At 60.3% G+C, this 23,774-nt stretch carries 18 protein-coding genes and 1 pseudogene; 4 read left to right on the forward strand and 15 right to left on the reverse strand.

The window, feature by feature from the left end:
• Positions 1-96 precede the first annotated feature (96 nt).
• The 8 genes from hutH to hutC form a co-directional block, all read right to left on the reverse strand.
• Positions 97-1,620, reverse strand: coding sequence for a histidine ammonia-lyase (hutH, locus tag ACYZT5_RS22730; RefSeq protein ID WP_462047503.1), 1,524 nt, complete (start codon positions 1,618-1,620; stop codon positions 97-99).
• A 155-nt stretch (positions 1,621-1,775) separates the two neighbouring features.
• Entirely contained in the window at positions 1,776-2,606 is an 831-nt protein-coding gene (locus tag ACYZT5_RS22735; RefSeq protein WP_462047504.1) for a quaternary amine ABC transporter ATP-binding protein, read from the reverse strand.
• Complete coding sequence (locus tag ACYZT5_RS22740; RefSeq protein ID WP_111449402.1) at positions 2,603-3,454, reverse strand: ABC transporter permease; 852 nt, start codon at positions 3,452-3,454, stop codon at positions 2,603-2,605. The genes ACYZT5_RS22735 and ACYZT5_RS22740 overlap by 4 nt, the downstream gene beginning before the upstream one ends.
• A gap of 70 nt (positions 3,455-3,524) precedes the next feature.
• A complete protein-coding gene (locus ACYZT5_RS22745) occupies positions 3,525-4,493 on the reverse strand; it encodes an ABC transporter substrate-binding protein (RefSeq protein ID WP_462047505.1) in 969 nt (322 codons plus the stop codon).
• Between the two features lie 69 nt (positions 4,494-4,562).
• Positions 4,563-6,035: a purine-cytosine permease family protein gene (locus ACYZT5_RS22750; RefSeq protein ID WP_462047506.1), complete on the reverse strand. Its 1,473-nt coding sequence runs from the start codon at positions 6,033-6,035 to the stop codon at positions 4,563-4,565.
• A gap of 141 nt (positions 6,036-6,176) precedes the next feature.
• Positions 6,177-7,880, reverse strand: coding sequence for a urocanate hydratase (hutU, locus tag ACYZT5_RS22755; RefSeq protein ID WP_462047507.1), 1,704 nt, complete (start codon positions 7,878-7,880; stop codon positions 6,177-6,179).
• 480 nt (positions 7,881-8,360) lie between these two features.
• On the reverse strand, positions 8,361-8,930 hold the full coding sequence (locus ACYZT5_RS22760; RefSeq protein ID WP_462047508.1) for a HutD/Ves family protein: 570 nt from the start codon (positions 8,928-8,930) through the stop codon (positions 8,361-8,363).
• 10 nt (positions 8,931-8,940) lie between these two features.
• Positions 8,941-9,651, reverse strand: coding sequence for a histidine utilization repressor (gene hutC / locus ACYZT5_RS22765; RefSeq protein ID WP_462052296.1), 711 nt, complete (start codon positions 9,649-9,651; stop codon positions 8,941-8,943).
• A 146-nt stretch (positions 9,652-9,797) separates the two neighbouring features.
• Between hutC and ACYZT5_RS22770 the strand changes: the two genes are divergently transcribed.
• The gene (locus ACYZT5_RS22770) at positions 9,798-11,162 is read left to right on the forward strand and encodes a formimidoylglutamate deiminase (protein ID WP_462047509.1); all 1,365 of its coding nucleotides are present in this window, start codon (positions 9,798-9,800) and stop codon (positions 11,160-11,162) included.
• Positions 11,163-11,291: 129 nt separating this feature from the next.
• Here ACYZT5_RS22770 and ACYZT5_RS22775 read toward each other — a convergent pair whose 3' ends face one another.
• The gene (locus ACYZT5_RS22775; protein ID WP_462047510.1) at positions 11,292-11,861 is read right to left on the reverse strand and encodes a lipocalin family protein; all 570 of its coding nucleotides are present in this window, start codon (positions 11,859-11,861) and stop codon (positions 11,292-11,294) included.
• A 31-nt stretch (positions 11,862-11,892) separates the two neighbouring features.
• Positions 11,893-12,147 carry a lipoprotein gene (locus ACYZT5_RS22780; RefSeq protein ID WP_033055306.1) on the reverse strand — a complete coding sequence of 85 codons (255 nt, stop codon included), beginning with the start codon at positions 12,145-12,147 and terminating at the stop codon, positions 11,893-11,895.
• A 30-nt stretch (positions 12,148-12,177) separates the two neighbouring features.
• Between ACYZT5_RS22780 and ACYZT5_RS22785 the strand changes: the two genes are divergently transcribed.
• The 3 genes and pseudogenes from ACYZT5_RS22785 (at position 12,178) to ACYZT5_RS22795 (ending at position 14,300) form a co-directional block, all read left to right on the forward strand.
• Positions 12,178-12,330, forward strand: coding sequence for a hypothetical protein (locus tag ACYZT5_RS22785; RefSeq protein WP_462047511.1), 153 nt, complete (start codon positions 12,178-12,180; stop codon positions 12,328-12,330).
• 212 nt (positions 12,331-12,542) lie between these two features.
• A pseudogene (locus ACYZT5_RS22790) lies at positions 12,543-13,394 on the forward strand (cache domain-containing protein); the annotation flags it as partial.
• Between the two features lie 141 nt (positions 13,395-13,535).
• Entirely contained in the window at positions 13,536-14,300 is a 765-nt protein-coding gene (locus tag ACYZT5_RS22795) for a methyl-accepting chemotaxis protein (RefSeq protein WP_370694726.1), read from the forward strand.
• Positions 14,301-14,421: 121 nt separating this feature from the next.
• Here the strand turns inward: ACYZT5_RS22795 and ACYZT5_RS22800 are convergent, their stop codons facing one another.
• The 5 genes from ACYZT5_RS22800 to ACYZT5_RS22820 form a co-directional block, all read right to left on the reverse strand.
• Complete coding sequence (locus ACYZT5_RS22800) at positions 14,422-15,024, reverse strand: DUF924 family protein (protein WP_462047512.1); 603 nt, start codon at positions 15,022-15,024, stop codon at positions 14,422-14,424.
• Between the two features lie 2 nt (positions 15,025-15,026).
• Positions 15,027-16,037 (reverse strand): class 1 fructose-bisphosphatase, encoded by a 1,011-nt coding sequence (locus ACYZT5_RS22805; RefSeq protein WP_462047513.1) that lies wholly within the window; start codon positions 16,035-16,037, stop codon positions 15,027-15,029.
• A 160-nt stretch (positions 16,038-16,197) separates the two neighbouring features.
• Complete coding sequence (locus ACYZT5_RS22810; protein WP_462047514.1) at positions 16,198-17,571, reverse strand: DUF3999 domain-containing protein; 1,374 nt, start codon at positions 17,569-17,571, stop codon at positions 16,198-16,200.
• A complete protein-coding gene (locus ACYZT5_RS22815) occupies positions 17,568-21,155 on the reverse strand; it encodes a DUF2339 domain-containing protein (protein ID WP_462047515.1) in 3,588 nt (1,195 codons plus the stop codon). The genes ACYZT5_RS22810 and ACYZT5_RS22815 overlap by 4 nt, the downstream gene beginning before the upstream one ends.
• A 102-nt stretch (positions 21,156-21,257) precedes the next feature.
• Positions 21,258-23,708 (reverse strand): glycogen/starch/alpha-glucan phosphorylase, encoded by a 2,451-nt coding sequence (locus tag ACYZT5_RS22820; RefSeq protein WP_462047516.1) that lies wholly within the window; start codon positions 23,706-23,708, stop codon positions 21,258-21,260.
• Between the last annotated feature and the right edge of the window lie 66 nt (positions 23,709-23,774).

Below are 23,774 nucleotides of genomic sequence, written 5' to 3' on the forward strand. Positions count from 1 at the left end.
TGAAGAGTACTCACCAGACGCTCCGGAGATGTCCGTTGTCCGTCGCGTCTCGCCTTCTGGGGAGCCGCGCCTTGGCACGCTGGTGTTTTGTAAAAATCAGTTCAAGTTTGGTAACGCGCTGTGCAGCAAAACAGGATCTTTCAAAACGGCGGCGGCACTGGCGATGTCCGGTGCCAACCAGCGGTCCTGGTCGTAGGCCGGGACCCGCTCGCGCAACAGACGCCAGGCTGTATCAGTGCCAGCGCCGAAGCGTTGTTCCTTGAGGAATTCAAACGCCTGGGCCGCCAGCAGGTACTCGATCGCGAGGATCTGCGTGCAGTTTTCCAGGGCGCGATGCAGTTTCAGCGCGGCGTTGGTGCCCATGCTCAGGTGGTCTTCCTGCAGGCCCGAGGTGACGTAGTTGTCGAGGACCGCCGGTTGCGCCAACTGACGGTTTTCCGCGCACAGGGAAGCGGCGACGTACTGGACGATCATCATCCCGGAATTCACCCCCGGGTTGGCCACCAGGAATGCCGGCAAACCGCTGACATGCGGGTTGATCAAGCGGTCCAGGCGACGCTCGGCGATGGAGCCGATTTCCGCCATGGCGATGGCCAGCAAATCTGCCGCCAATGCCACTGACTGACCGTGCGGGTTAGCCTGGGACACCACCCGGAAATTGTCCGGTGTGCCTAGAAGCATCGGGTTGTCGGTGACGGAATTGAGTTCGGTTTCGATCTGCTTTTGGGCGTGCTCAAGCTGATCGCGAGCAGCACCGTGGACTTGCGGGATCGAGCGGATGCTTAGCGCATCCTGAGTGCGAAAACCTTTACTGCTGGCGATCACTTCACTGCCATCGAGCAGCGCCCGCAAGTTGATGCCGACTTGCTGCATGCCCGGGTGAGGTTTGAGTGCGATGATTTCGGCATCGAACGCGGCGATCTGACCGCACTGGGCTTCGAAGCTCATGGCACCGATCACGTCGGCCCACTGCACCAGATGCGTCGCGTCGGCCAGCGCCAGGCAGCTGAGGCCGGTCATGCACGGCGTGCCGTTGACCAGGCACAAGCCATCTTTGGCGCCGAGCTGGACCGGTTGCAAACCTTCTTCAGCCAAAGCCTGCTGCGCAGAAACGATTTGCCCGCGATAGCTGACATTGCCGACGCCCAGCAGCGCGATGCTGATGTGGGCCATGTGGGTCAGGTAACCCACCGAACCCTGAGAAGGCACTTGCGGGGTGATGCCGCGGTTGAGCAGCGCCAACAGGGCTTCGACCACCCGGCGATGAATGCCGGATTTGCCATGGCTATAGTTGCGAATAGCGGCGCAGATGATTGCGCGGGTCTGTTCGTCGGCCAATGGTGCGCCAACGCCACAGGCGTGGCTGAGCAAGGTATTGCGCGACAGTTGGCTGAGTTGTTCGTCCTTGAGCGAGACGTTGCACAAGGCGCCGAGGCCCGTGTTGACGCCATAAGCACGTTCGCCGCTGGCGACGATGCGCTGGACGATGGCCTGGGCATTCTCGATCCGCGCCCAAGTTTGTGGCGACAGCTCAAGCTGTGCGCCATGGCGGGCTACGGCGACCACATCCTGCCAACGCAGCGGGGCGTCGGCGATAACGATTTTTTCAGCCTGGGACATCTGGAGCCTCATACGAAATTTGATCGTTCCCACGCTCTGCGTGGGAATGCCGCCTGGGACGCTCTGCGTCCCGTTGTCAGCGCAAGGTCAAAGCCTGCGAATTGTGACGCGGAGCGTCACGGGATGCATTCCCACGCAGAGCGTGGGAACGATCATCAAACCACCGCCGCCCGCCGCTGAACGAACCGATCCACATACTCATCCGCCGGCGAATGCAGGATCTCTCTTGGCGTGCCGACCTGGATCAGGCGGCCATCCTTGAGAATCGCGATGCGGTTGCCGATACGCACGGCCTCGTCGAGGTCGTGGGTGATGAAGACGATGGTCTTGTGCAGGGTCTTTTGCAGCTCCAGCAACTGGTCCTGCATCTCTGCGCGAATCAGCGGGTCGAGCGCACTGAAGGCTTCGTCCATCAGGATGATGTCGGTGTCCGCCGCCAGGGCGCGGGCCAGGCCCACACGCTGACGCATACCGCCCGAGAGCTGATGCGGGTATTTGTTTTCGTAGCCCTTGAGGCCCACGGTGTTGATCCAGTGCAGCGCACGCTCGGCGCACATTTGCTTGGTCTCGCCACGCACTTTCAGGCCGTAGGCGACGTTATCCACCACGGTCTTGTGCGGCAGCAGGCCAAAGCTCTGGAACACCATGCTGATCTTGTGCCGACGAAATTCGCGCAGGGCTTCCATGTCGTATTGCAGGATGTCCACGCCGTCCACCAGGATCGCGCCGCTGGTCGGGTCGATCAGGCGGTTGAAGTGGCGCACCAGGGTGGACTTGCCGGAGCCCGACAGGCCCATGATCACGAAGATCTCGCCGGTGGCGATGCTCAAGGACAAGTCGTTCACGCCGACCACGCAGCCGGTTTCGGACAGCACCTGATCTTTGGTTTTGCCCTGGCCAATCATGGCCAGCGCATCCTTGGAACGGTTGCCGAAAATCTTGAAGACGTTTTTGACTTCGATCTTGCTGATGGCTTCGTTGTTCATTTGCTCACCTCATGCCGTGCCCGACCATACGCCTGAGTAATACGGTCGATAACCACTGCCAGAATCACAATCGCCAGACCAGCTTCAAGACCACGTCCGACGTTGAGGGTCTGAATCCCCACCAACACGTCTTCACCCAGGCCACGGGCACCGATCATCGAGGCGATGACCACCATCGACAGGGCCATCATGGTGGTCTGGTTGATCCCGGCCATGATGCTCGGCAGGGCCAACGGAAGTTGCACGCCAAACAGTTGCTGCCAGCGGTTGGCACCGAAGGCGTTGATCGCTTCCATCACTTCGCCGTCGACCTGGCGAATGCCCAGATCGGTCAAGCGGATCAGCGGTGGCGCGGCGTAGATCACGGTGGCGAAAATCGCCGGGACCTTGCCCAGACCGAACAGCATCAGCACCGGGATCAGGTACACGAAACTCGGCATGGTCTGCATGATGTCCAGCAGCGGCATCAATATCGAACGCAGGCGATTGCTGCGCGCCGAAAGAATGCCCAGCGGAATGCCGATCATCACCGAAATGATGGTTGCAACCATCATCAATGCCAGGGTCTGCATCAGCTTGTCCCAGAGGCCGACCGCACCCACCAGGAACAACAAGCCTACGATCACGGCGGTGGTCACGACTTTGCGGGTCGCGTGCCAGGCAACGCCCGCCACGATTGCCAGCATCAGCCACCAGGGCGCCGCACGCAGCAGCCCTTCAAGATTGACGATGGCCCACAACAAGGTGTCGGAGATGTGCCGGAACACGTCGCCGTAGTTGGTGACCAGCGAATCGACCCAACTGTTGACCCAGTCGGCGATGGAAAAGGTAAAGCTTTCGGGAAACATAAGAGACTCTCAATCAAGGGGTTGCGATCAAGCATCCGACTGCCACTGACGGCCGTCGCAGAGGCTCAACCTACAAGGCCGCGTCGATCTTTTTGGCTGCGTCTTCGCTCACCCATGCGTGCCAGACTTCAGGATGTTCCTTCAAGAAGATCTTGGCCAGTTTTGGCGATTCGATCCGCTCTTTGGTCATACGTCCCAGGTTCTGGTTCAGCAGGTCGATCGGCACGTTGACCTTTTCCAGCACGGCCACCAGCTCCGGCGCTTCGTCGTGGAAAGTCTTGGACAGACCGACCTTGATAGTCACGGTCTTGTTCACGCCTGGCTTCTCTTCGAGTTTCACCACGTCGACCTGGCCCATCATTGGGGTTGGCGACCAGTAGTAGAACAGGATCGGCTCGCCGCGCTTGTAGCTCGATAGCACCGCGGCATCCAGCGCTGGGCCAGTACCTGGGCGGAAGTTGGTGTAGGAGCTTTCCAGGCCGTAGCTTTTCAGCATTTCGCTGTTGTCGAGCTCGCAGGTCCAGCCGGCCGGGCAGTTGTAGAAACGGCCCTTGGCAGGCTCTTCGGCGTCCTTGAACACTGCGGAGTACTTGGCCAGGTCAGCAATGTTTTTCAGGTCCGGTGCCTTGGCTTCCAGCTTGCGCTTGGCGTCGCCTTCGATCACGTAACGCGGCACGTACCAGCCTTCGACAGCGCCCACGACAGGCGCGCCGACACCGACGACCTTGCCGGCCTTCTCGGCTTTGTTCCAGACTTCGCTGCGGCCGACCCACTCTTCGGCAAACACTTGAATGTCATTGCTGCTCAGGGCGTTTTCCATGGTGATGGAGTTGCCCGGCAGGCTGTCGGTCTTGCAGTCATAACCTTTCTCCAACACGACTTGCAGCACGTCGGTCAGCAGCATGGCGCTTTCCCAGTTCAGGCCGGCGAACTTCACCGGTTTGCCCGACTCGCACCAACCAGCCGCCTGAGTGGCGCCGGCACTGGCCAGCAGGCCCATGGAAAGCAATGTGGTCAGCAGGGTCTTGTTCGATTTCATTGTAGTGACGCTCCTAATCATGAATTGGCTTACGGCAGTCAAGAGGCATCCAGCCCTGTCCACGTCCAATCAGGCCTGCGCCGCAGCGCGACCAGCCCCGCTTGTTTTAGGTTGTACAACGCTGTCCTGCTCGACCGGCAGAATCAGTTGATCGGGTACGGTGCCATGCCATTTTTTTGCGCACACGTAATACAGCGCTGCGGGAAGCACCAGACCGATGATCCAGGAAATATCCACACCACCCAGGGCGTCTACCAGCGGACCGGTATAGAACTTGGTGGAGATGAACGGCAGTTGCACCAGTACTCCGAAGACATAGACGCTGATACCGAGGGGGTTCCAACGGCCGTAGCGACCGTTCGGATCTGCCAACGCCGGCACGTCATAGCGCTCGCGGGTGATGCAGTAGTAGTCCACCAGGTTGATCGCGCTCCATGGCGTAAAGAACGCCAGCAAGAACAGGATGAAGGACTTGAACGCACCGAGGAACGAGTGCTGACCGAGCAACGCGATGAGGGTCGCAGTACCGACGATGACCAGCACGAAGACCAGACGCTGCAAGCGCGTTACCTGCAGGTGACCACGGAAACCGCTAATGATGGTCGCGATGCACATGAAGCTGCCATAGGAATTCAGCGTGGAGATGGTGACCTTGCCGAACGCGATGCTGAAGTACAGCAGCGCAGCGGTGGCACCGGTACCGCCCAAACCAACGATGTAGGCCACTTCGTGGCCGGCGAATTGCCCGTTGGCCGATGCGGCGGCAAGCACGCCGAGGATCATCGCCACCTGTGCGCCAATGACCGAACCTGCGCCTGCGGCGAAAAAGGTTTTCACCGAGGAAATCTTGCTCGGCAGATAGCGTGAATAGTCAGCCACGTAGGGACCAAAGGCGATCTGCCAGGATGCCGCGAGCGACACCGAGAGCAGGAAGCTGGTCCAGCTGAAGTGACGGATTTGCAGGAGTGCGCCAACGTCAGTCTGGCTCATCAGACGACTGAACAGGTAAACAAAGGCAATCACACCGATGACGCTGGCGACACGGCCAATGAAATGGATCACCCGATAACCGAGCACCGTGACCAGCACGATGACACTGGCGAAGATGAGGATACCGACGCTGTCGCTGACGCCAAACAACTGGCCCAGCGCTTGGCCGGAAAGCACGGTTCCCGTTGCGGTGAAGCCGAGGTACATCAAACAGACCAGCACGATCGGGATGGCCGCGCCATAAACGCCGAACTGTACACGGCTGGAGATCATCTGCGGCAGGCCAAGCTTGGGCCCTTGCGCGGCATGCAGCGCCATCACGCCACCGCCGATCAGTTGCCCGATCAGCAATCCGATTAACGACCAGAACACGTCACCGCCCAGCACCACGGCCAGGGCCCCGGTGACAATCGCGGTGATTTGCAGGTTGGCACCCATCCATAGGGTGAACTGGCTCAACAGACGACCGTGTCTTTCCTCTTCCGGGATATAGTCGATCGAACGTGTCTCGATCAACGGTTTACTGCCTGCACGATCGTCATTAACAGCCATTGTTCAACCTCTGTGGATTGTTTGTCGGTGTTGGTTGCCCCTGTAGGAGCGAGGCTTGCCCGCGAAGGCGTCTTTTCTGACACACCGCGGTTCGCGGGCAAGCCTCGCTCCTACAGGTTTTGCATCAGGCCAAAGCCCGTTTTATTTGCCGGTAATCATCGGCAGGTTCAGGCCCTGCTCCTTGGCACAGTCGATCGCGATCTGGTAACCCGCATCGGCGTGACGCATAACACCGGTGGCCGGGTCGTTGTGCAGAACGCGAGCAATGCGCTCGGCCGCTTCGTCAGTACCGTCGCAGACAATCACCATGCCCGAGTGCTGGGAAAAGCCCATGCCGACGCCGCCGCCGTGGTGCAGGGAAACCCAGGTCGCGCCGCTCGCGGTGTTGAGCAGAGCGTTGAGCAGTGGCCAGTCGGACACGGCGTCGGAACCGTCCTGCATCGATTCGGTTTCGCGGTTCGGGCTGGCGACCGAACCGGAGTCCAGGTGGTCGCGACCGATCACGATTGGCGCGGACAATTCACCGCTGCGAACCATTTCGTTGAACGCCAGACCGAGCTTGGCGCGCAGGCCCAGGCCCACCCAGCAGATACGTGCCGGCAGACCCTGGAAGCTGATGCGCTCGCGCGCCATGTCCAGCCAGTTGTGCAGGTGGGCGTCGTCCGGGATCAGTTCTTTTACTTTGGCGTCGGTTTTGTAGATGTCCTGCGGATCGCCCGACAGTGCAGCCCAACGGAACGGGCCGATACCACGGCAGAACAGCGGACGGATGTAAGCAGGTACGAAGCCTGGGAAGTCGAATGCGTTCTCGACGCCTTCTTCTTGGGCCATCTGACGGATGTTGTTGCCGTAGTCGAAAGTCGGAATACCCATTTTCTGGAAGTCGAGCATCGCTTTAACGTGCACGGCCATCGATTGCTTGGCGGCTTTCACCACAGCAGCAGGCTCGGTCTTGGCGCGAGCGCGGTACTCTTCCCAGGTCCAGCCGGCAGGCAGGTAACCGTTGAGCGGGTCGTGGGCGCTGGTCTGGTCGGTGACCATGTCCGGGCGCACGCCGCGCTTGACCAGTTCTGGAAGGATTTCAGCGGCGTTGCCGAGCAGGGCGATGGAAATCGCTTTGCCTTCTTTAGTGTATTTGGCGATGCGGGCCAGCGCGTCGTCGAGGTCGGTGGCTTGCTCATCGACGTAACGGCTGTTCAAACGGAAATCGATACTGACCTGCTGGCATTCGATATTCAGCGAGCAAGCGCCAGCCAGGGTCGCGGCCAGAGGCTGAGCGCCGCCCATGCCACCGAGGCCTGCGGTCAGGACCCAACGACCTGTCAGGTCATCGTTGTAGTGCTGGCGACCGGCTTCGACGAACGTTTCGTAGGTACCTTGAACGATGCCCTGGCTGCCGATGTAGATCCAGCTGCCGGCGGTCATTTGGCCGTACATGGCCAGGCCTTTGGCGTCGAGTTCGTTGAAGTGTTCCCAGCTCGCCCAGTGTGGCACCAGGTTGGAGTTGGCGATCAGTACGCGCGGGGCGTTGCTGTGAGTCTTGAACACACCGACCGGCTTGCCGGATTGCACCAGCAGGGTCTCGTCGTCATTCAGGTGGGTCAGGCTTTCGACGATCTTGTCGTAGCATTCCCAGTTACGTGCCGCACGACCGATACCACCGTAAACCACCAGTTCTTTAGGGTTCTCGGCGACTTCCGGGTCGAGGTTGTTCATCAGCATGCGCAGCGGCGCTTCGGTCAACCAGCTCTTGGCGGTCAGCGTGTTACCGCGCTGCGCACGTATTTCAACATCACGGTGCTTTGTAAAAGAGGCGGTAGTAGGTTTCTGGGTATTGTCAGTCACGAAAAAGACTCCTCAGCGATCAATCCAAACCAACCCTGGCGGTGGGTAAGCCAGCCTGTGCGCGTCAAAGCGCCACAAGCGAATCAGTGGACGTTGCGAGGAGTCTCGATCGACTCATACGCATACGTCTTTACTTGTACATACAAGCATATGCAATCAAGCGGCCAACTTGTTGGATGGCTGTTCAAGAAAAGTTTTGAAAGGGCTGGAAAGCCTGTAGACCAAGGGTTTTGACGCAGATGAAATTTTTCTGGGGGATTTTGCGAGGGAAGTGAGAGCTGTTACTTGAGCGTGGTTTTGCGCCACGCTGGGGCGTTCGGTAACAAGTTGGTGCGCAGTTTCGAATCAGATGATCGTTCCCACGCTCTGCGTGGTAACGCCTCTTTGGACGCTCCGCGTCCGCTGTTGCGACGGTGACGCGGAGCGTCACGGGATGCATTCCCACGCGGGAGCGTGGGAACGATCAGGGGTAGTGTTAGATCAGTGTGCAGTCAGCTCAATCACGCAGCATGGCCCATTGCTGGAGACTTCAAGCAGGCCGGCGTTACCGTCGAGTTGCAGGCAATCGTGGCGACCGAGTTGCGAGGCACTGTTACCGACCTGCACTTCAAGCTCATCGGTGACACTGAACACGAGCACAGTGCCCGCCGAGCTGAAAAACCGCTGCTCGCCGTCCAGCCACTGCAACCGCGCGCGGTAACGCTGCGGCGCATAGATCAGGTTGAAATCGCGAATCGGCCCACCGAGCAATGTGCAGGAAACCTGGCTCTCGCCACTGAAGGCAAACGGGTCCAGCGGTAACAACGGCCGCGTGTCCTGGCCATCAACCCGCAAGGTCATTCCATCACCTTGCAGCACGGTGATCACCCGCTCGTAACCGGCAAAGGTGGAAAACCCACCCGATTCGCCAATATCGGCAATCGACAGGCGCCAGCCAAATCCATCAAGGCCGGTGCCCGCATCGCGGGTGATTTCTTCGGTGCTGCCGCCGCCGTTTTTCCACGGCATGCGCGGGTAATCGGCCGCGCGTAAAACCTTCAACTCATTCATTTATGGCTCTCTATTTATGAAACCGCCCTTCCAGACGATGACGGGAACCAGGGTGGATCAAACGGGCGGCGGTCACCGGCTGACGGCCGGACCAGGTGCGGCGACGAATCAGCAGGCACGGCTCGCCCTTTTCAATCTGCAGCAATTTGCACTCGGTGGCTTCAGCCAGAATCGCCTCGACCACATGCTCGCCTTCGGTCAGCGGCGCGACCTGGTTCAGATAGGCGTATGGCGTTTGCAGGGTGAAGTCTTGCTTGAGGTAGTCCGGCGCCACCAGTGCGTTGACGAAACGGTCTTCGATTTGCACCGGGATATCGTTTTCGAAATGCACGATCAGCGAGTGAAAGACTTTCTGGCCTTCGCGCATGTCCAGCGCCAAGGCGCGCTCGGAACCGGCGGCCTCTTCTTCGAGGGTGATGACCTTGCAGGTATGGCGATGGCCACGGGAGGCGATTTCGTCGGCGATGTTGTGCACTTCAAACAGCGCGGACTGACTTTTCGGCTCGGCGACAAAAGTCCCGACACCTTGCATGCGCACCAACAGACCGTCGGCGGTCATCTCGCGCAGGGCACGGTTGATGGTCATGCGGCTGAAACCCAGCTGGTTGACCAGCTCACTTTCCGACGGAACGCGGTAATGCGGCGGCCAGTTTCCACTGTCGATTTGCTGGGTGATCATCTGTTTGACGCGGGCGTACAAGGGCGCCGGACTGTCGCCCATGTGTGCGGCCAACGGAGAGACTGCAGGCGGAGTCGGCACGGTTAATCCTTGTTCGTTGAAGAGAGGTTGCTAGCTTGCCGGAGTTTACCGAGCAGGCAAACGTCTGTATATGTATATACAAATAACACACGATGGGGTGCTGAACCATGTCCGCCTTCTTTGCCGAACGCGCGCTGCTGCCTAGTGGATGGGCCAACAATGTACGTCTTGAGGTCAGCGCCGATGGCGTGTTGACCCATATCCAGGCCGATTCAAACGCAGATGGTGCCGAACGGCTTAGCGGTCCGCTGCTACCTGGTATGCCGAATTTACACTCCCACGCCTTCCAGCGGGCCATGGCCGGGCTGGCGGAAGTGGCGGGTAATCCGAATGACAGTTTCTGGACCTGGCGCGATTTGATGTATCGCCTCGTCGGAAAAATCAGCCCGGAGCAGCTCGGCGTCATCGCCCGTCAGTTGTACATCGAAATGCTCAAGGCCGGTTACACCTCGGTCGCGGAATTTCATTACGTGCACCACGACACGAGCGGCCAACCTTACGCGGACCCGGCCGAACTGGCGCTACGCATCAGCCAGGCCGCCAGTTCTGCCGGTATCGGCCTGACCCTGCTGCCGGTGCTGTACAGCCATTCCGGGTTCGGCGGTCAAGCCCCGAACGAAGGTCAACGTCGCTTTATCAACAGCACCGAAAACTACCTCAAGCTTCAGTCGCGCTTGCAGCCAATCCTGGCGCAACAACCGGCGCAGTCGCTGGGTTTGTGTTTCCACTCGTTGCGTGCGGTAACACCGCAGCAAATCAGCGAAGTGCTGGCCGCCAGCGACAAGCAGTGCCCGGTGCACATTCACATCGCCGAGCAGCAGAAAGAAGTCGATGACTGCCTGGGCTGGAGCGGTCGCCGTCCGCTGCAATGGCTGTACGAAAACACCGAGGTCGATCAACGCTGGTGCCTGGTTCATGCGACCCACGCCAACCCGGAAGAAGTCACGCTGATGGCCAAGAGTCGCGCCATCGCCGGCTTGTGCCTGACGACCGAAGCCAACCTCGGCGACGGTATCTTCCCGGCGGTGGATTTCCTCGCTCAGGGCGGGCGCATGGGAATCGGCTCCGACAGTCATGTGTCATTGAGCGTGGTGGAAGAATTGCGCTGGCTGGAATATGGCCAGCGTCTGCGCGACCAACGACGTAATCGTTTGTATGGCGCGGATCAGCCGATGGTTGGCCGCACGCTGTACGACGCAGCGCTGGATGGCGGGGCTCAGGCGTTGGGTCAGCCGATTGGCGCGCTGGAAGTTGGCAAACGCGCGGATTGGCTGGTGCTGGATGGCAACGATCCGTACCTGGCGACTGCCAGTGGCGACGGGATTCTGAATCGTTGGTTGTTTGCCGGAGGCGATCGCCAAGTGCGCGATGTACTGGTCAATGGCCAGTGGGTTGTGCGCGACGGGCGTCATGCCGGGGAAGAAGAAAGCAACCGCGCCTTCACCCAGGTTTTGCGCGATCTCCTGGGCTGACCCCTCACTGATCGTTCCCACGCGCAGCAAAGGAATGCAGCCCGGGGCGCTCCGCGTCCCAACAGCGGACGTAGAGCGTCCATTGAGGCATTCCCACGCGGAGCGTGGGAACGATCAGTAGCGGAGTAATCAGTTTGAGGTCTTGGCCATCTGCGTATCTGTCGCGCGCCAGATCAGTCGCGTGGTGTCGTAGCCCTGCTGACGTGCCTTGCTCAGCAATTCCTCACGCACTACGCCATTGACCGTCGGGGTCCGTGACAGCAGCCACAGATACTTGCGGCTCGGATCGCCAACAATGGCGGTCTTGTAGTCATCGCTGACGTACAACACCCAGTACTCTCCCTTCGCCATACCCGGAATCAGCCGCGAAAACCAGGTATCGAACTCGACCCACAGCTTGTCGGTTTTGCCCGGCTCCTGTGGCCAGGCCACGCCTTTGGCCTCTTCCCATTGCCAGTCTGCCGTCAGGCAGCGATTCAGCACCAACACTTTGCCGTCAGGCTTGAGCGTGTAATGGGCTTCGGATTGCGCGCAGTTGCGCTGGAAATACATCGGCAGACGAGCCAATTCGTACCAGGTCCCTTGGTACTTCTTGAGATTGAGGCTATTGGCGGTTTTCGGTGCCAACGGATCTACGCCGGAAGTGGCGCAGCCGGCCAAAACCAGGCCGGCTAAAAGGACTATCAGTAACCGTTTCATTGTTTTTCTCCCGTGGGCGCATAGCCCCGGATTACTTCAGGCCTTGGCCAGAAAACATCAGCACTTTGTCACCGGCGTACTGCACGCTGATAAAGCTGTTCTTGTCGCCCCAGGTACAACTGGACATGCCGAGCGCGCCCGAGCAATCGGCGGGTTTACCCAGCAAGGTTTCTACCTCGGCCTTGGGCATGCCTGACGACAGCTTCGAGTAGTTTTCCTGATTGATCTTGCTGCAAGCGGCCAACAACACGCAGAACGAAAGCAGGGCGATAGAACGCAGCGACATGGTGTAGCTCCTGGGGCGAAGGGGAATGGCATGGCTGCCAAGCTGAAGCTTAGAAGAGAAAACCCCTGTCTGGTTCCCTGGCCGGCCGGCTATTTATCAGGCCGCTCGTCTGCCTTGTTTCGAAAAATCAGCCACTTTCTTTCGCAATTGAGTATTTCGTCGGTTTTCGCAAAAACCGCCTAATCTTTGGCGTCGGCTGGTCGACATAAAAGCAACGCAAGACGCCCTTTTGACCAGCCCCCGCCGCGGTAGCTCACTTAATGACCAGAAACATGAAGTTCAGCCACAAGATCTTGTTGGCTGCCGCCCTCGTGGTGGCCGTTGCATTCGCTTGTTTCATCCTCTTCAACGACTACCGCCAGCGGCAAACCCTGCGCAGCAGTACCGAATCCTCAATGCAGGAACTCGGCAGCCTGACCACCAGCAACATCCAAATCTGGCTGGAAAGCCGCATTCAGTTGCTGCAATCGCTGTCCCAGCAGATCGCGGTGGACGGCAGCGCCCAGGCCAACCTCAAGCGCGCCATCGACCTGCCGGCCTACACCAGTAATTTTCAGCTGAGCTACTTCGGTGGCACCGACGGCGTGATGTTTTCGGTCCCGGCTGGCAATCGTGCGGCGGATTACGATCCCCGCGCCCGTGGCTGGTACAAGGCGGCCAACAGCGCGCAACAGACCATCGTCACCGAACCGTATATCGCCGCGTCGTCGGGCAAACTGGTGATCACCGTCGCCACGCCGGTGAAACATCAGACTCAAATGATCGGCGTCGCCGGCGCAGACATTGACCTGTCCAGCGTCAGCGCGATCATCAACTCGCTGAACTTCGGCGGCCACGGCCATGCCTTTATCGTCAGTGCCGACGGCAAGATCCTGATTCACCCGGACAGCAAACTGGTACTCAAGAGCCTGACCGACGCCTACCCTAACGGCGCCCCGAAAGTCAGCCCGGGCATGAAAGAAGTCGAGATCGACGGCAAGACTCAATTCATCTCCTTTACACACGTCAACGGTGTGCCCTCGGCAGACTGGTACGTGGCGCTGGTGCTGGATCAGGACACCGCGTTCTCGATGCTCAGCGAATTCCGCACGTCGGCGATCATCGCCATGGTTATCGCCGTGGTGATCATCATCGTGTTGTTGGGCATGCTGATCAGCTTCTTGATGCAGCCGTTGCTGACCATGGGTCGCGCGATGCATGACATCGCCGAAGGCGAAGGTGACCTGACCAAACGCCTGACCATCCACGGCCACGATGAGTTTGGTGCGCTGGGCACCTCGTTCAACCGTTTTGTGGAGCGTATTCATACGTCGATTCGCGAAGTGTCCTCGGCCACTGGCCAGGTCAATGAAGTCGCGCTGCGTGTGGTTGCCGCGTCGAACTCGTCGATGTTCAACTCCGACCAGCAAGCCTCGCGCACCAGCAGCGTGGCCGCAGCCATCAACGAGCTGGGCGCCGCCGCCCAGGAAATCGCCCAGAACGCCGCCCTCGCCTCTCAGCATTCGAGCGATGCTCGCGCATTGGCCGAAGACGGTCAGCAAGTCGTCGATAAAACCATCGCGGCGATGCAGCAGCTCTCGGCGAAGATCAGCGATTCGTGCGGCAACATCGAAACGCTCAACAGCAACACCGTGAACATCGGGCAGATTCTGGAAGTGATCACCAGCATCTCCCAGCAGACCAACTTGCTGGCCCTCAACGCAGCCATCGAAGCGGCCCGTGCCGGTGAAGCCGGTCGTGGATTTGCCGTGGTCGCGGACGAGGTGCGTAACCTTGCGCACCGTACTCAGGATTCGGCGCAGCAAGTGCAGAAGATGATCGAGGAACTGCAAGTCGGCGCCCGAGAAGCCGTGAGCACCATGACCGACAGCCAACGCCAGAGCGAAAGCAGCGTCGGCATCGCCAACCAGGCGGGCGAACGTCTGGGCAGCGTGACTCAGCGGATCGGTGAGATCGACGGGATGAACCAGTCGGTGGCCACTGCAACGGAAGAGCAGACCGCGGTGGTGGAGTCGATCAACGTCGACATTACCGAAATCAACACGTTGAACCAGGAGGGTGTGGAGAACTTGCAGTCGACCTTGCGCGCGTGTGCCGATCTTGAGCAGCAGGCGGCGCGGTTGAAGCAGTTGGTGGGTAGCTTCCGGATTTAAGCGCTTCACTTGATCGTTCCCACGCTCCGCGTGGGAATGCAGCCCGGGACGCTCTGCGTCCCAAGAGCCGAACGCGGAGCGTCCGTAGAGGCATTCCCACGCAGAGCGTGGGAACGATCATTTAGAAGCGTGACCCAGGCCCCGAAAGAAACGCCAACTCCTCTGCCGTAGATTCCCTTCCCAACACCGCATTCCTATGCGGAAACCGCCCAAACCGCGCAATCACCTTCCGATGCCGCTCGGCATAATCCAGGTTATCGGCAAACACCGCTCGATCAGCCTCCGGTTGCTGCGCCAGTAACTCGATAAACCGCGAAACCGCCTCGTTCTGCACCGCCAGATTCTCGCAATGCTCAAACACCAGGTAGATGAACACCCGCTGGATCGGCCGCAACTGCCGATCGAAGTCCGCAGCGATGCCTTGCGCCACCAGTGCCTGAGCCCTGAGATCGCCTGAAAAGGATTGGGGAGTGTCGCGAAAGATCATTCGTGGAAGTTGATCGAGCAGCAGCACCAGGGCCAGCCAACCTTCGGGGCGTTGCGCCCATTCGGTCAATCCGCCGGCCAGTGCCTGCTCGACCCAGTCCCCGAAACGCGTCTGCGCTTCGAGGTCCTGGCTGTCGCGCTTGCCGAACCATAACTTGCCCTTGTCAGCCGCAATTTCGTTGGGGGATTCGAACGTTCCGAACCACCATTCGAGCAACGGCTGCCAGGGCGCGGTCATGTTTATTCCTTGTGATAAGCCGTGACGCGTGCGACTTCTTCTTTCGAGCCGAGGAACACCGCGACACGCTGGTGCAAGCCGTCAGGCTTGATGTCGAGGATGCGCTGATGGCCATCGGTGGAAGCGCCGCCGGCCTGTTCAACCAGGAACGACATCGGGTTGGCTTCGTACATCAGACGCAGCTTGCCCGGCTTGGACGGCTCGCGGCTGTCACGTGGGTACATGAACAGACCGCCACGGGTCAGGATACGGTGCACGTCGGCAACCATCGCGGCGACCCAGCGCATGTTGTAGTTCTTTTTCAGCGGACCTTCATCGCCAGCCAGCAATTCGCCGACATAGCGTTGTACTGGAGCTTCCCAGTGACGCTGGTTGGACGCGTTGATCGCGAACTCCTGGGTGGACTCCGGGATCTTGATGTCTTCATGGGTCAGCACGAAGCTGCCCATTTCACGGTCCAGGGTGAAGCCTTTTACGCCGTCGCCCAAGGTCAGCACCAGCATGGTCTGCGGGCCGTAGATGGCGTAACCGGCAGCTACCTGCTCGGTGCCTGGCTGCAGGAAGGCCTTTTCGTTCAAGGCTTCGTTCTGGCTCAGGTATTCACTTGGGCAACGCAGCACCGAGAAGATAGTACCGACCGGTGCGTTGATATCGATGTTCGACGAGCCGTCCAGTGGGTCGAATACCAGCAGGTACGCGCCTTTCGGGTATTTGCCCGGGATCTGGTAGGCATTGTCCATTTCTTCGGACGCCATGCCGGCCAGGTGACCGCCCCATTCGTTGGCTTCGAGCAGGATCTCGTTGGAGATCACGTCGAGTTTCTTCTGCACTTCGCCTTGGACGTTTTCGGTGCCCATGCTGCCCAGAACACCACCGAGGGCGCCCTTGGACACGGCGTGGCTGATTTCTTTACAGGCGCGCGCCACCACTTCGATCAGGAAACGCAGATCGGCAGGAGTGTTGTTGCTACGGGTCTGCTCAATCAAATAGCGACTCAGGGTAACGCGGGACATGGAAGGCTCCGGTGGAATGGGGGGGCTAAAAACCCGCGCAGTTTAACGCGAGTCGGGGCGCATTTCCTCCTATCAGACGTGTTACACCCAATAGAGTTCATGCGCCCGGTTGAGCGTAGTTCGAAACCGCCCGGATGTGCACCGGGCGTTGCTGCCAGATTCAAGGGTTGACCGGCGGCTTGCGCAACAGACTGAATGCCATCGCGGCCAGAACCAGAACGCTGAGCAGCAACACCGCCCACAACCCGAACTTCTTCCAGTTTGTGTCAGTCGCAGCAGCCGTTGTCACTGTCGACGCCGGCGTGACCACCGCCCCGCCATCCACCATAGCCTTGCCCAACGTCGCCAACTTTGCAGCGCTGTAATCCGGAATCAACGTCGACAGCGGCAGGCTCGCCGCCTTCACCGTGGCACTTCCCAGCGCGAGCGTATAAGGCCCCGCTCCGCGCGCCAGGAACACCAATTGAGTGGAGCGCACAGCGAACCGTACAGTCGGTGCCTCGGCTCCCAGGCCGCCGCCGCGCTCGTCCACCGTCAGCTTCAACTGCTGCACAGTTTGCCCCGACAGCTGCAATTCATTCTGCACCACGTCCTGGCCATTCTGGGTCAGGCGATAGAGCAAACCGCTGCTCAGCGGCTGCCACGGCAGGCTGCTTTCCCGACGACCGGACAAGGTGACTGGCGCCAAACTGTTGGGCTGACTCAACTCGACCTGCAAGCGCTCGACATTCAGTCCCATGGGTAATTGCCAGGTGTAATCACCCGCCTTCACGCTGCTGCCGGCCAGCGGTTGTGACCAGACCAACGGTAGCGGCAGGCTGCGGGTCTTGGCGCTTTGCAGTTGTGCCGAGGTCAATGTCGGGGCCGATTGCGGCGTGTTCCACAGCAAGCGCAGATAACGGGCCGATTGACCCGGCAGAGCGACTTCATGCTGCTCGACCCGTTCATCGGCAAACGTCAGGCGTGCCACCTGACCTTCGCCCCAGGACTGCCAGTGCTGCAAGTCGTCGCTGGCTTCGAGGGTGAAACGCTGGAAGCCGTCGCGTTCGCTGGTCCAGTCGAGGATCAACTGCTGCAACGGTGCTTTGATGCTGCTGGCGTCGAGCAACCAGCCGCGCAGCATTTCTTCACCCGCTTCCAGCTGACTGGACGGCTGCACTTCGACCAGCGTGCCGTTGGCGCTCGATTGCACCCGCACGCTCGGTGCGTGCTCGGTGGAGTCCGCCGAGTTGTACAGCGGGAACCATTTCACGTCGGTCAGGGTGCGGTTCTCGCTGGTTTGCACCGGCGCGCGGGCCAAGGAATAAGCCTGAGCCTCACCGGCGGCATTGAACACGCGCACATCGCCGAGATCGGTTTGCCGCGCATTCAATTGCACACTCAAGGGTAATTCGAGGCGATACCACGGACCTTCGCCGGTTACCAACAACGGCACCTGTGTGGCGAAGTCCGCCGGTTTTTCCTGAGCACTGGCCGACAGCGCCACACCCAGCGCTACAGCGCCCAACCAGCCCAGGTTCAGCTTCTGACTCAAGACGACACTCCTTCGGTTTCCGGGGCCGGTTTTTCAGCCTCCGGCAAAGCCTCGGCGCGCTTGGGCGGCAACGGGGCGAAATAGCCCACGACCAACAGCAACACGCCAACGCCGATAAACGAGACGATCCGGGCGAGTCCGCCGCGGTTACTCAACTCGACAAAGAACAGTTTGGCCACCACCACACCGATCAGCGCCGCACCGATCAGCCAGACTTCGCGGCGATGACGCAGATGACCGCCGATCATCAGACTCAGGGCCATCAAGGTCCAGACGATAGACAGACCGGCCTGCACCCGCATGGATTCGAGCAACGCATCCAGCTCGAACGGCACACCGCCCCAATGGTGAGCCGTGCGCATCACCAACGCAGTAAAGAACACAAACAGCGAGGCGCCAGCGATCAGTTGCGTGGCGTGATCAAAGTAGTCCTTGCGGATCGACAGTTGCGTCACGGCGCTGCGGGACCAGACATAAACCCCGAACAGCGCAAACAGCAGGCCCAACTCCAGCGGGTTGATCAGCGGCACGTAAGGCAACGGCTCGGCGGTACCGTCGCTGACGACATTCGCCAGCCAGAACCAGCCGAGCATCAGCACCGCCAGCGGTGCCGCCGCGTACACACGGTATTCACGCGAATAAACCGACACCGGCCATGGCCAGGTGCGGTTTGCCGCCGCGAGTACCAGATATAGGCTCGGCAGAATCGCCCAACCCAACCAGCGCCAGGCGTTGTATTGCTCGGACAACAGTAACAGGCCGTAACGCAGCTCCAGGGCCAGCACGCCGATCAATAGCCAGCAGCCGAGCACGTGGGCGGTACTGAGGGCGCGCGCCGGCAGCATCGGCGCCAGACGTCGCAGGGAGATGAAATGCACAACGAACACGGCCGCCCATACCAGCCAACCCAAGTTGGCCGCCGGGTGGTAACGCGAGTGCCACGCAGCCAGCAACACCAAACCGGCCGCAGGCATCAGCAAGGTGCAGAGCAAGCCCAGCGACGACCATTTCAAACGCAACGCCATCACCGTCCACAGCGCAACGCTCACCGCCGCGACCGCCAGCAACAACGTCGCTTGCAGATTCAATGGTGCGAAGCGCAGCACTTCACTGACCCACGCCAGCGCCCACCAACCCGCGCCCCACACCAGCAGCACTTCGGACAAGCGCTGCAAGCTCAGCACATCGAACGCCGTGGCATGGTTACCGAGCTGCAAGCGCCAGGCCCCGACCAACGCGGCCAGGCCCAACACCAGCGGCGTCCAGAAACCGCTATGAGCCAACGGGCGCAAACCTTCGCTGGCCAGCGGCCCGAGCAGGTCCGGGCCCGCGAACAAGAACGCCGCGCCGCCAATCACCTGCAATAGCAGACCGAAGACAAAACTTACGCGTTGCTTCAGGTACAGACTCAGCCAGAGGATAAACAGACCGCTGGCCGCCCATACCGCACTCGCCGTTTGCCATGGCAGGACAAACAGCACCGCCAGATTGATCAACACCAGACCGGCGAGCAGCACCACGGACAAGCCGCGCAACAGCCGCACATCGCTGCGCACCATGTCGTCGCGAGCGGCCAGCAACATGCCGGCGATCAATGCCAGACCGATCAGGGACGCGCTGAGCAAACCGCTCCAACCGGCGCTGAATACGGCCGCAGATTCACCGCTCGAACCTTGCAGCCGCAGCAGGAACAACGCACCTGCGAGCAACTGCACGGCGAACGCGGTGAACAGGAAGGTGCGCGATTGCAGACGCAGTCCGACAAACAAGGTCGCCAACCCCGCCAGCGCCCAACTGATCGCCGTGCCGTGAGTGAAGAAGAACAAGGGCGCCAGCAGATAGAGGAAAGTCAGGCCAAGGCAGGCCAATACGGGCAGCCCTTTGCGTTCCCACTGCGAAGCCTGTTCCGGCAAGGCTTTGCGCAATTGATAGAAGCTGAACAACAACGCCACGCCGAGCATCAACGCACCAAGCGGCGCACCGTCGAGCAGGCTGCTTTCACCGACCCGCAGTTCACTGAGGAAGGCCAGGGCCGAGCCTAATTGCAACAGCAAGGCAAAGGCTCGGGCCAGCGGTCGTTGCTGACGCAGGCCGAGCCAGAAGATCCCCGCGCCTTCCACCGCCCAGGCGGCGGCGGTCCAGTGCGCATCGAGACCCAACGGAATCGCAAGGCTGGCGAAGATCACCCCCAGTGCCAGGCAGGTTTCCGCCAGCAGCAACGCTCGTCCGCCCATCAGCAACCGTGCCAGTCCCATGTAAATCATGCCCAACGCCAACGCGCTGAAGGCTGCGGCAAACTCGAGATGCTGAACCAGAGCGAACTGCAGACCGAAGCCCACCAACGGAGGACCGAACAGCATCGTGCCGTCGACGTAATCACCCTTGTGCGTCGACCAGTGCAGCATCGCCTCACGGCTGTCATCCTCGGGCGCGTCACTCATTTCCAGCAACTTGCGCCGGGCGAACAGCAGACCGATGGCCAGGTACATCAGGAAAAACACAATCAGGAACGGTTCGGTGCTCCACAACAGTTCCGGGGTATAGGAACGCAGGCCCCAGGCGAAACCGATGCCGAAGGTGCCGACGAAGCCGATCAAGTTGAGCAGCCGCCAGGCCTTGAACCAGGCGATGGCGAGGATGCCGGCGTTGAGCAAGGCAAAGTAGCTGAACAGCGCGACATGGTTGCCGGCACCGGTGGAGGTCAGGATTGGCGCCGCGAAACCGCCGAGCGCCGCAGCGGCGGCGAGACCCAGAGCGTCCTGGGTGATGGCGAGAATCGCCGAGAACACCGTCACCGCGACCAGCAGGCATAACGCGGCAGTAGGATCGAGCAGTGGATGCAGGCGCATTGCGGCAAACACGGTCAGGTACAACACCGCGATCCCGGTGCCCTGCAACATCAACGCGTAATGGCTGTTGCGCAGTCGCAGCCACCAGCCCAGGCCGAGCAGGCCCAACGCGGCCGCCGCAACACCGGCGTAACGCAACTCGATCGGCACCACCATACCTTCGGTGGCGTAACGCAGCAGGAAGGCCAGACCGAGAAACAACAGCACCACACCGACCCGCAGCACAGTGTTGCCGCCGAACAACCAGTTGCGGGCGCCGCTGATGGCGCGGTCGATGAAGTTCGGGCCGCGCGGGATGGCGGGCTGTTGCGGCTCGCGGGCGACCGGTTCGGGTTTCCAGGGATCGACGGGCACTGGACGGCTCGCTTCGGCGGCGGCCGCGGTGATCGGTTCCAGTTCGGGAGGGAGTTCCCAGATCAGCTCCGGGGCCTCGGCAGGGATTTCGTCGAGCGTGAATTCAGGAGGTGCAGCGGCTTCGCTGGTAACTGGCTCACTGGTTTGGGGCGCCTTGACGCCTGACACCTCCAGCAATGCCAGACGTTGCTCGACCGCATTCAGCGCCACCTTCGCCTGTTCAAGCAGACGGCGTTGCTCGTCAGCTTGCGAACCCAAGCGGCCAATGCGAATGGCCTGGCCAATACCCAACCCGAGCAGCGCGCCCAGCAGCGCATCGCTGAACGACTCGTCGAGTACCCAACCCAGCACCAGCCCAATCAGCATGAACATCCATTGCATTGTCGATATCCCTAAGCGCAGTGGCCAATCCGGCAAACTGACGCTCAGTATATCGGCCAGGCCCAACAACCGTCGGGCCTTGCTCGCAATTATTGCTAAAAGTTACTCCAGCGCTTTCCAGATATCCGTGGCGTACTCGCGAATGGTCCGGTCGGAGGAGAACCAGCCCATCCGGGAAGTGCTCAACACCGCCGAACGCCACCATTCCTTTGAATCGTGCCAATGGGCTTCAACGCGCATCTGCGCGTCCCAGTAAGAGTCGAAATCGGCGCAGACCAGGAAGCGATCGTAGTCGATCAGCGAATCGATCAATCCTGCGTAACGGGAAGGGTCATCCGGCGAGAACACCCCGCCGCGAATCGCTTGCAGCACGTCATTAAGCCGATGCGATGCCGCAATATCCGGCGTCGCATTGAACTCATGATTCTGCTTGCGCGCTTCAACCTGCTGAGCGCTGAGGCCGAAGATAAACATGTGTTCGGCGCCGATGCGTTCGCACATTTCGACGTTAGCGCCATCGAGGGTGCCGATGGTCAGCGCGCCGTTGAGGCCGAACTTCATGTTACTGGTACCCGACGCTTCGAAGCCTGCGGTGGAAATCTGCTCCGATAAATCCGCTGCCGGAATGATGCTTTCCGCCAGACTGACGTTGTAGTTGGGCAAGAACACCACTTTCAGCAAACCGCGCACGGTCGGATCGTTGTTCACCACCCGGGCGATGTCGTTGGTCAATTTGATGATCAGCTTGGCCTGGTGATAACTGGCTGCGGCCTTACCGGCAAAGATCTTCACCCGCGGCACCCAATCGATTTCCGGCTCGGCGCGAATGGCCTGATACAGCGCGACGGTGTGCAACAGGTTGAGCAACTGACGTTTGTATTCGTGGATCCGTTTGACCTGTACGTCGAACATCGCTGCCGGGTTGACCGCGACCCCCAGTCGTTCATGAATGATGTACGCCAGGGCTTTCTTGCTGTGCAGGCGCTGCTCGGCGAACGCCTTGCGGAACGCGGCTTTCTCGGCGAAAGGTTCAAGGTCGCGCAAACGTTCTTCGGGGTTGTCCAGCAGATCCGGGCCGAGGGCGTCGACCATCATCGAGGTCAGCTCCGGGTTGGCCTGGTAGAGCCAGCGGCGGAAGGTGATGCCGTTGGTCTTGTTGTTGATCCGGTCCGGGTAGATTTTGTGCAGTTCGGAAAACACCGTTTTGCGCATCAACTGCGTGTGCAGTGCGGAGACGCCGTTGACGCTGTGGGAACCGAGGAACGCCAGGTTGCCCATGCGCACGCGGCGGCCGTTGTCTTCCTCGATCAGCGACACCGCGCGCAGCACTTCAAAGTCGTGAATACCTTTGGCGCGCAGCGAATCGATGTGCTGGGCATTGATCAAATAAATGATCTGCATGTGCCGCGGCAACATCCGCTCCATCAAACCGACCGGCCAGGTTTCCAGCGCTTCCGGCAACAGTGTGTGGTTGGTGTAGGACAGCGTGTCGACGGTGACTTGCCACGCCGCATCCCACGCGACGTCGTAAACATCGACCAGCTGACGCATCAGCTCGGCCACGGCAATCGAGGGATGGGTGTCGTTGAGCTGGATCGCGGCATGATCGCCCAGGGTCAGGACCGAGGTGTGCATGTTGCGATGACGGCGCAGCAAGTCCTGCAAGGACGCGGCGACAAAGAAATACTCCTGACGCAGGCGCAGTTCCTGGCCCGCTTCGGTGCTGTCCGCCGGGTAGAGCACACGGGAAATACTTTCGGCCCGGGCGACTTCTGCCACGGCGCCCAAGTGGTCACCGGCGTTGAAGCGTTCCAGGTGTAAATCTTCCATGGCCCGGGCGCGCCACAAGCGCAGCGTGTTGACGCTCGCCCCGCGCCAGCCGACGACCGGCGTGTCATAAGCAATCGCGCGAACGGTTTCCACGGGTGTCCAGACTTGCTTGGACTTGCCGGTTTCGTCGGTGACCGTTTCGACACTGCCGCCGAAGCCGATCGGGTAAACGACCTCTGGCCGTTCGAACTCCCAAGGGTTACCGAAATCCAGCCAGTGTTCGGTCTGCTCCTGCTGCCAGCCGTCAACGATGGCCTGGCGGAACAAGCCGTGTTCGTAACGAATGCCGTAACCGTGGCCGGCAATGCCGAGTGTCGACATGCTTTCCATGAAGCACGCGGCCAGACGACCGAGGCCGCCGTTGCCCAGCGCTGCGTCGGGTTCCAGCAGGCGGATGCGTTCAAGGTCGACGCCGAGCTCAGTCAGGGCCTCGCGGGCGACGTCCAGCAGGCCAAGGTTGCTCAGGCTGTCGTAGAGCAGACGGCCGATCAGAAATTCGAGGGAGAGGTAATAAACCCGCTTTTGACCTTTGCGGTAGATCTGCCGGGTGTGGTCCATCCAGTGCTCGACCATGTGATCGCGCGCCGCCAGGGCAATGGCTTCGAACCAGTCGTGGTCGAAGGCGTGATCCGGGTCTTTGCCCACCGCGTAGGTGAGCTTGGTCAAGACGGCGTCGCGGAATGCGGCCACCTCTGCTTCGCGAACAAGTGGTTCTTGAGTCATCGATAGGACCTCGAGCAAGCGTGGAGTAGTTGAGCCTAGACCGTCAGACAGGCCGTTGGAACTCTG

This window comes from Pseudomonas sp. LB3P14 (assembly GCF_054898045.1).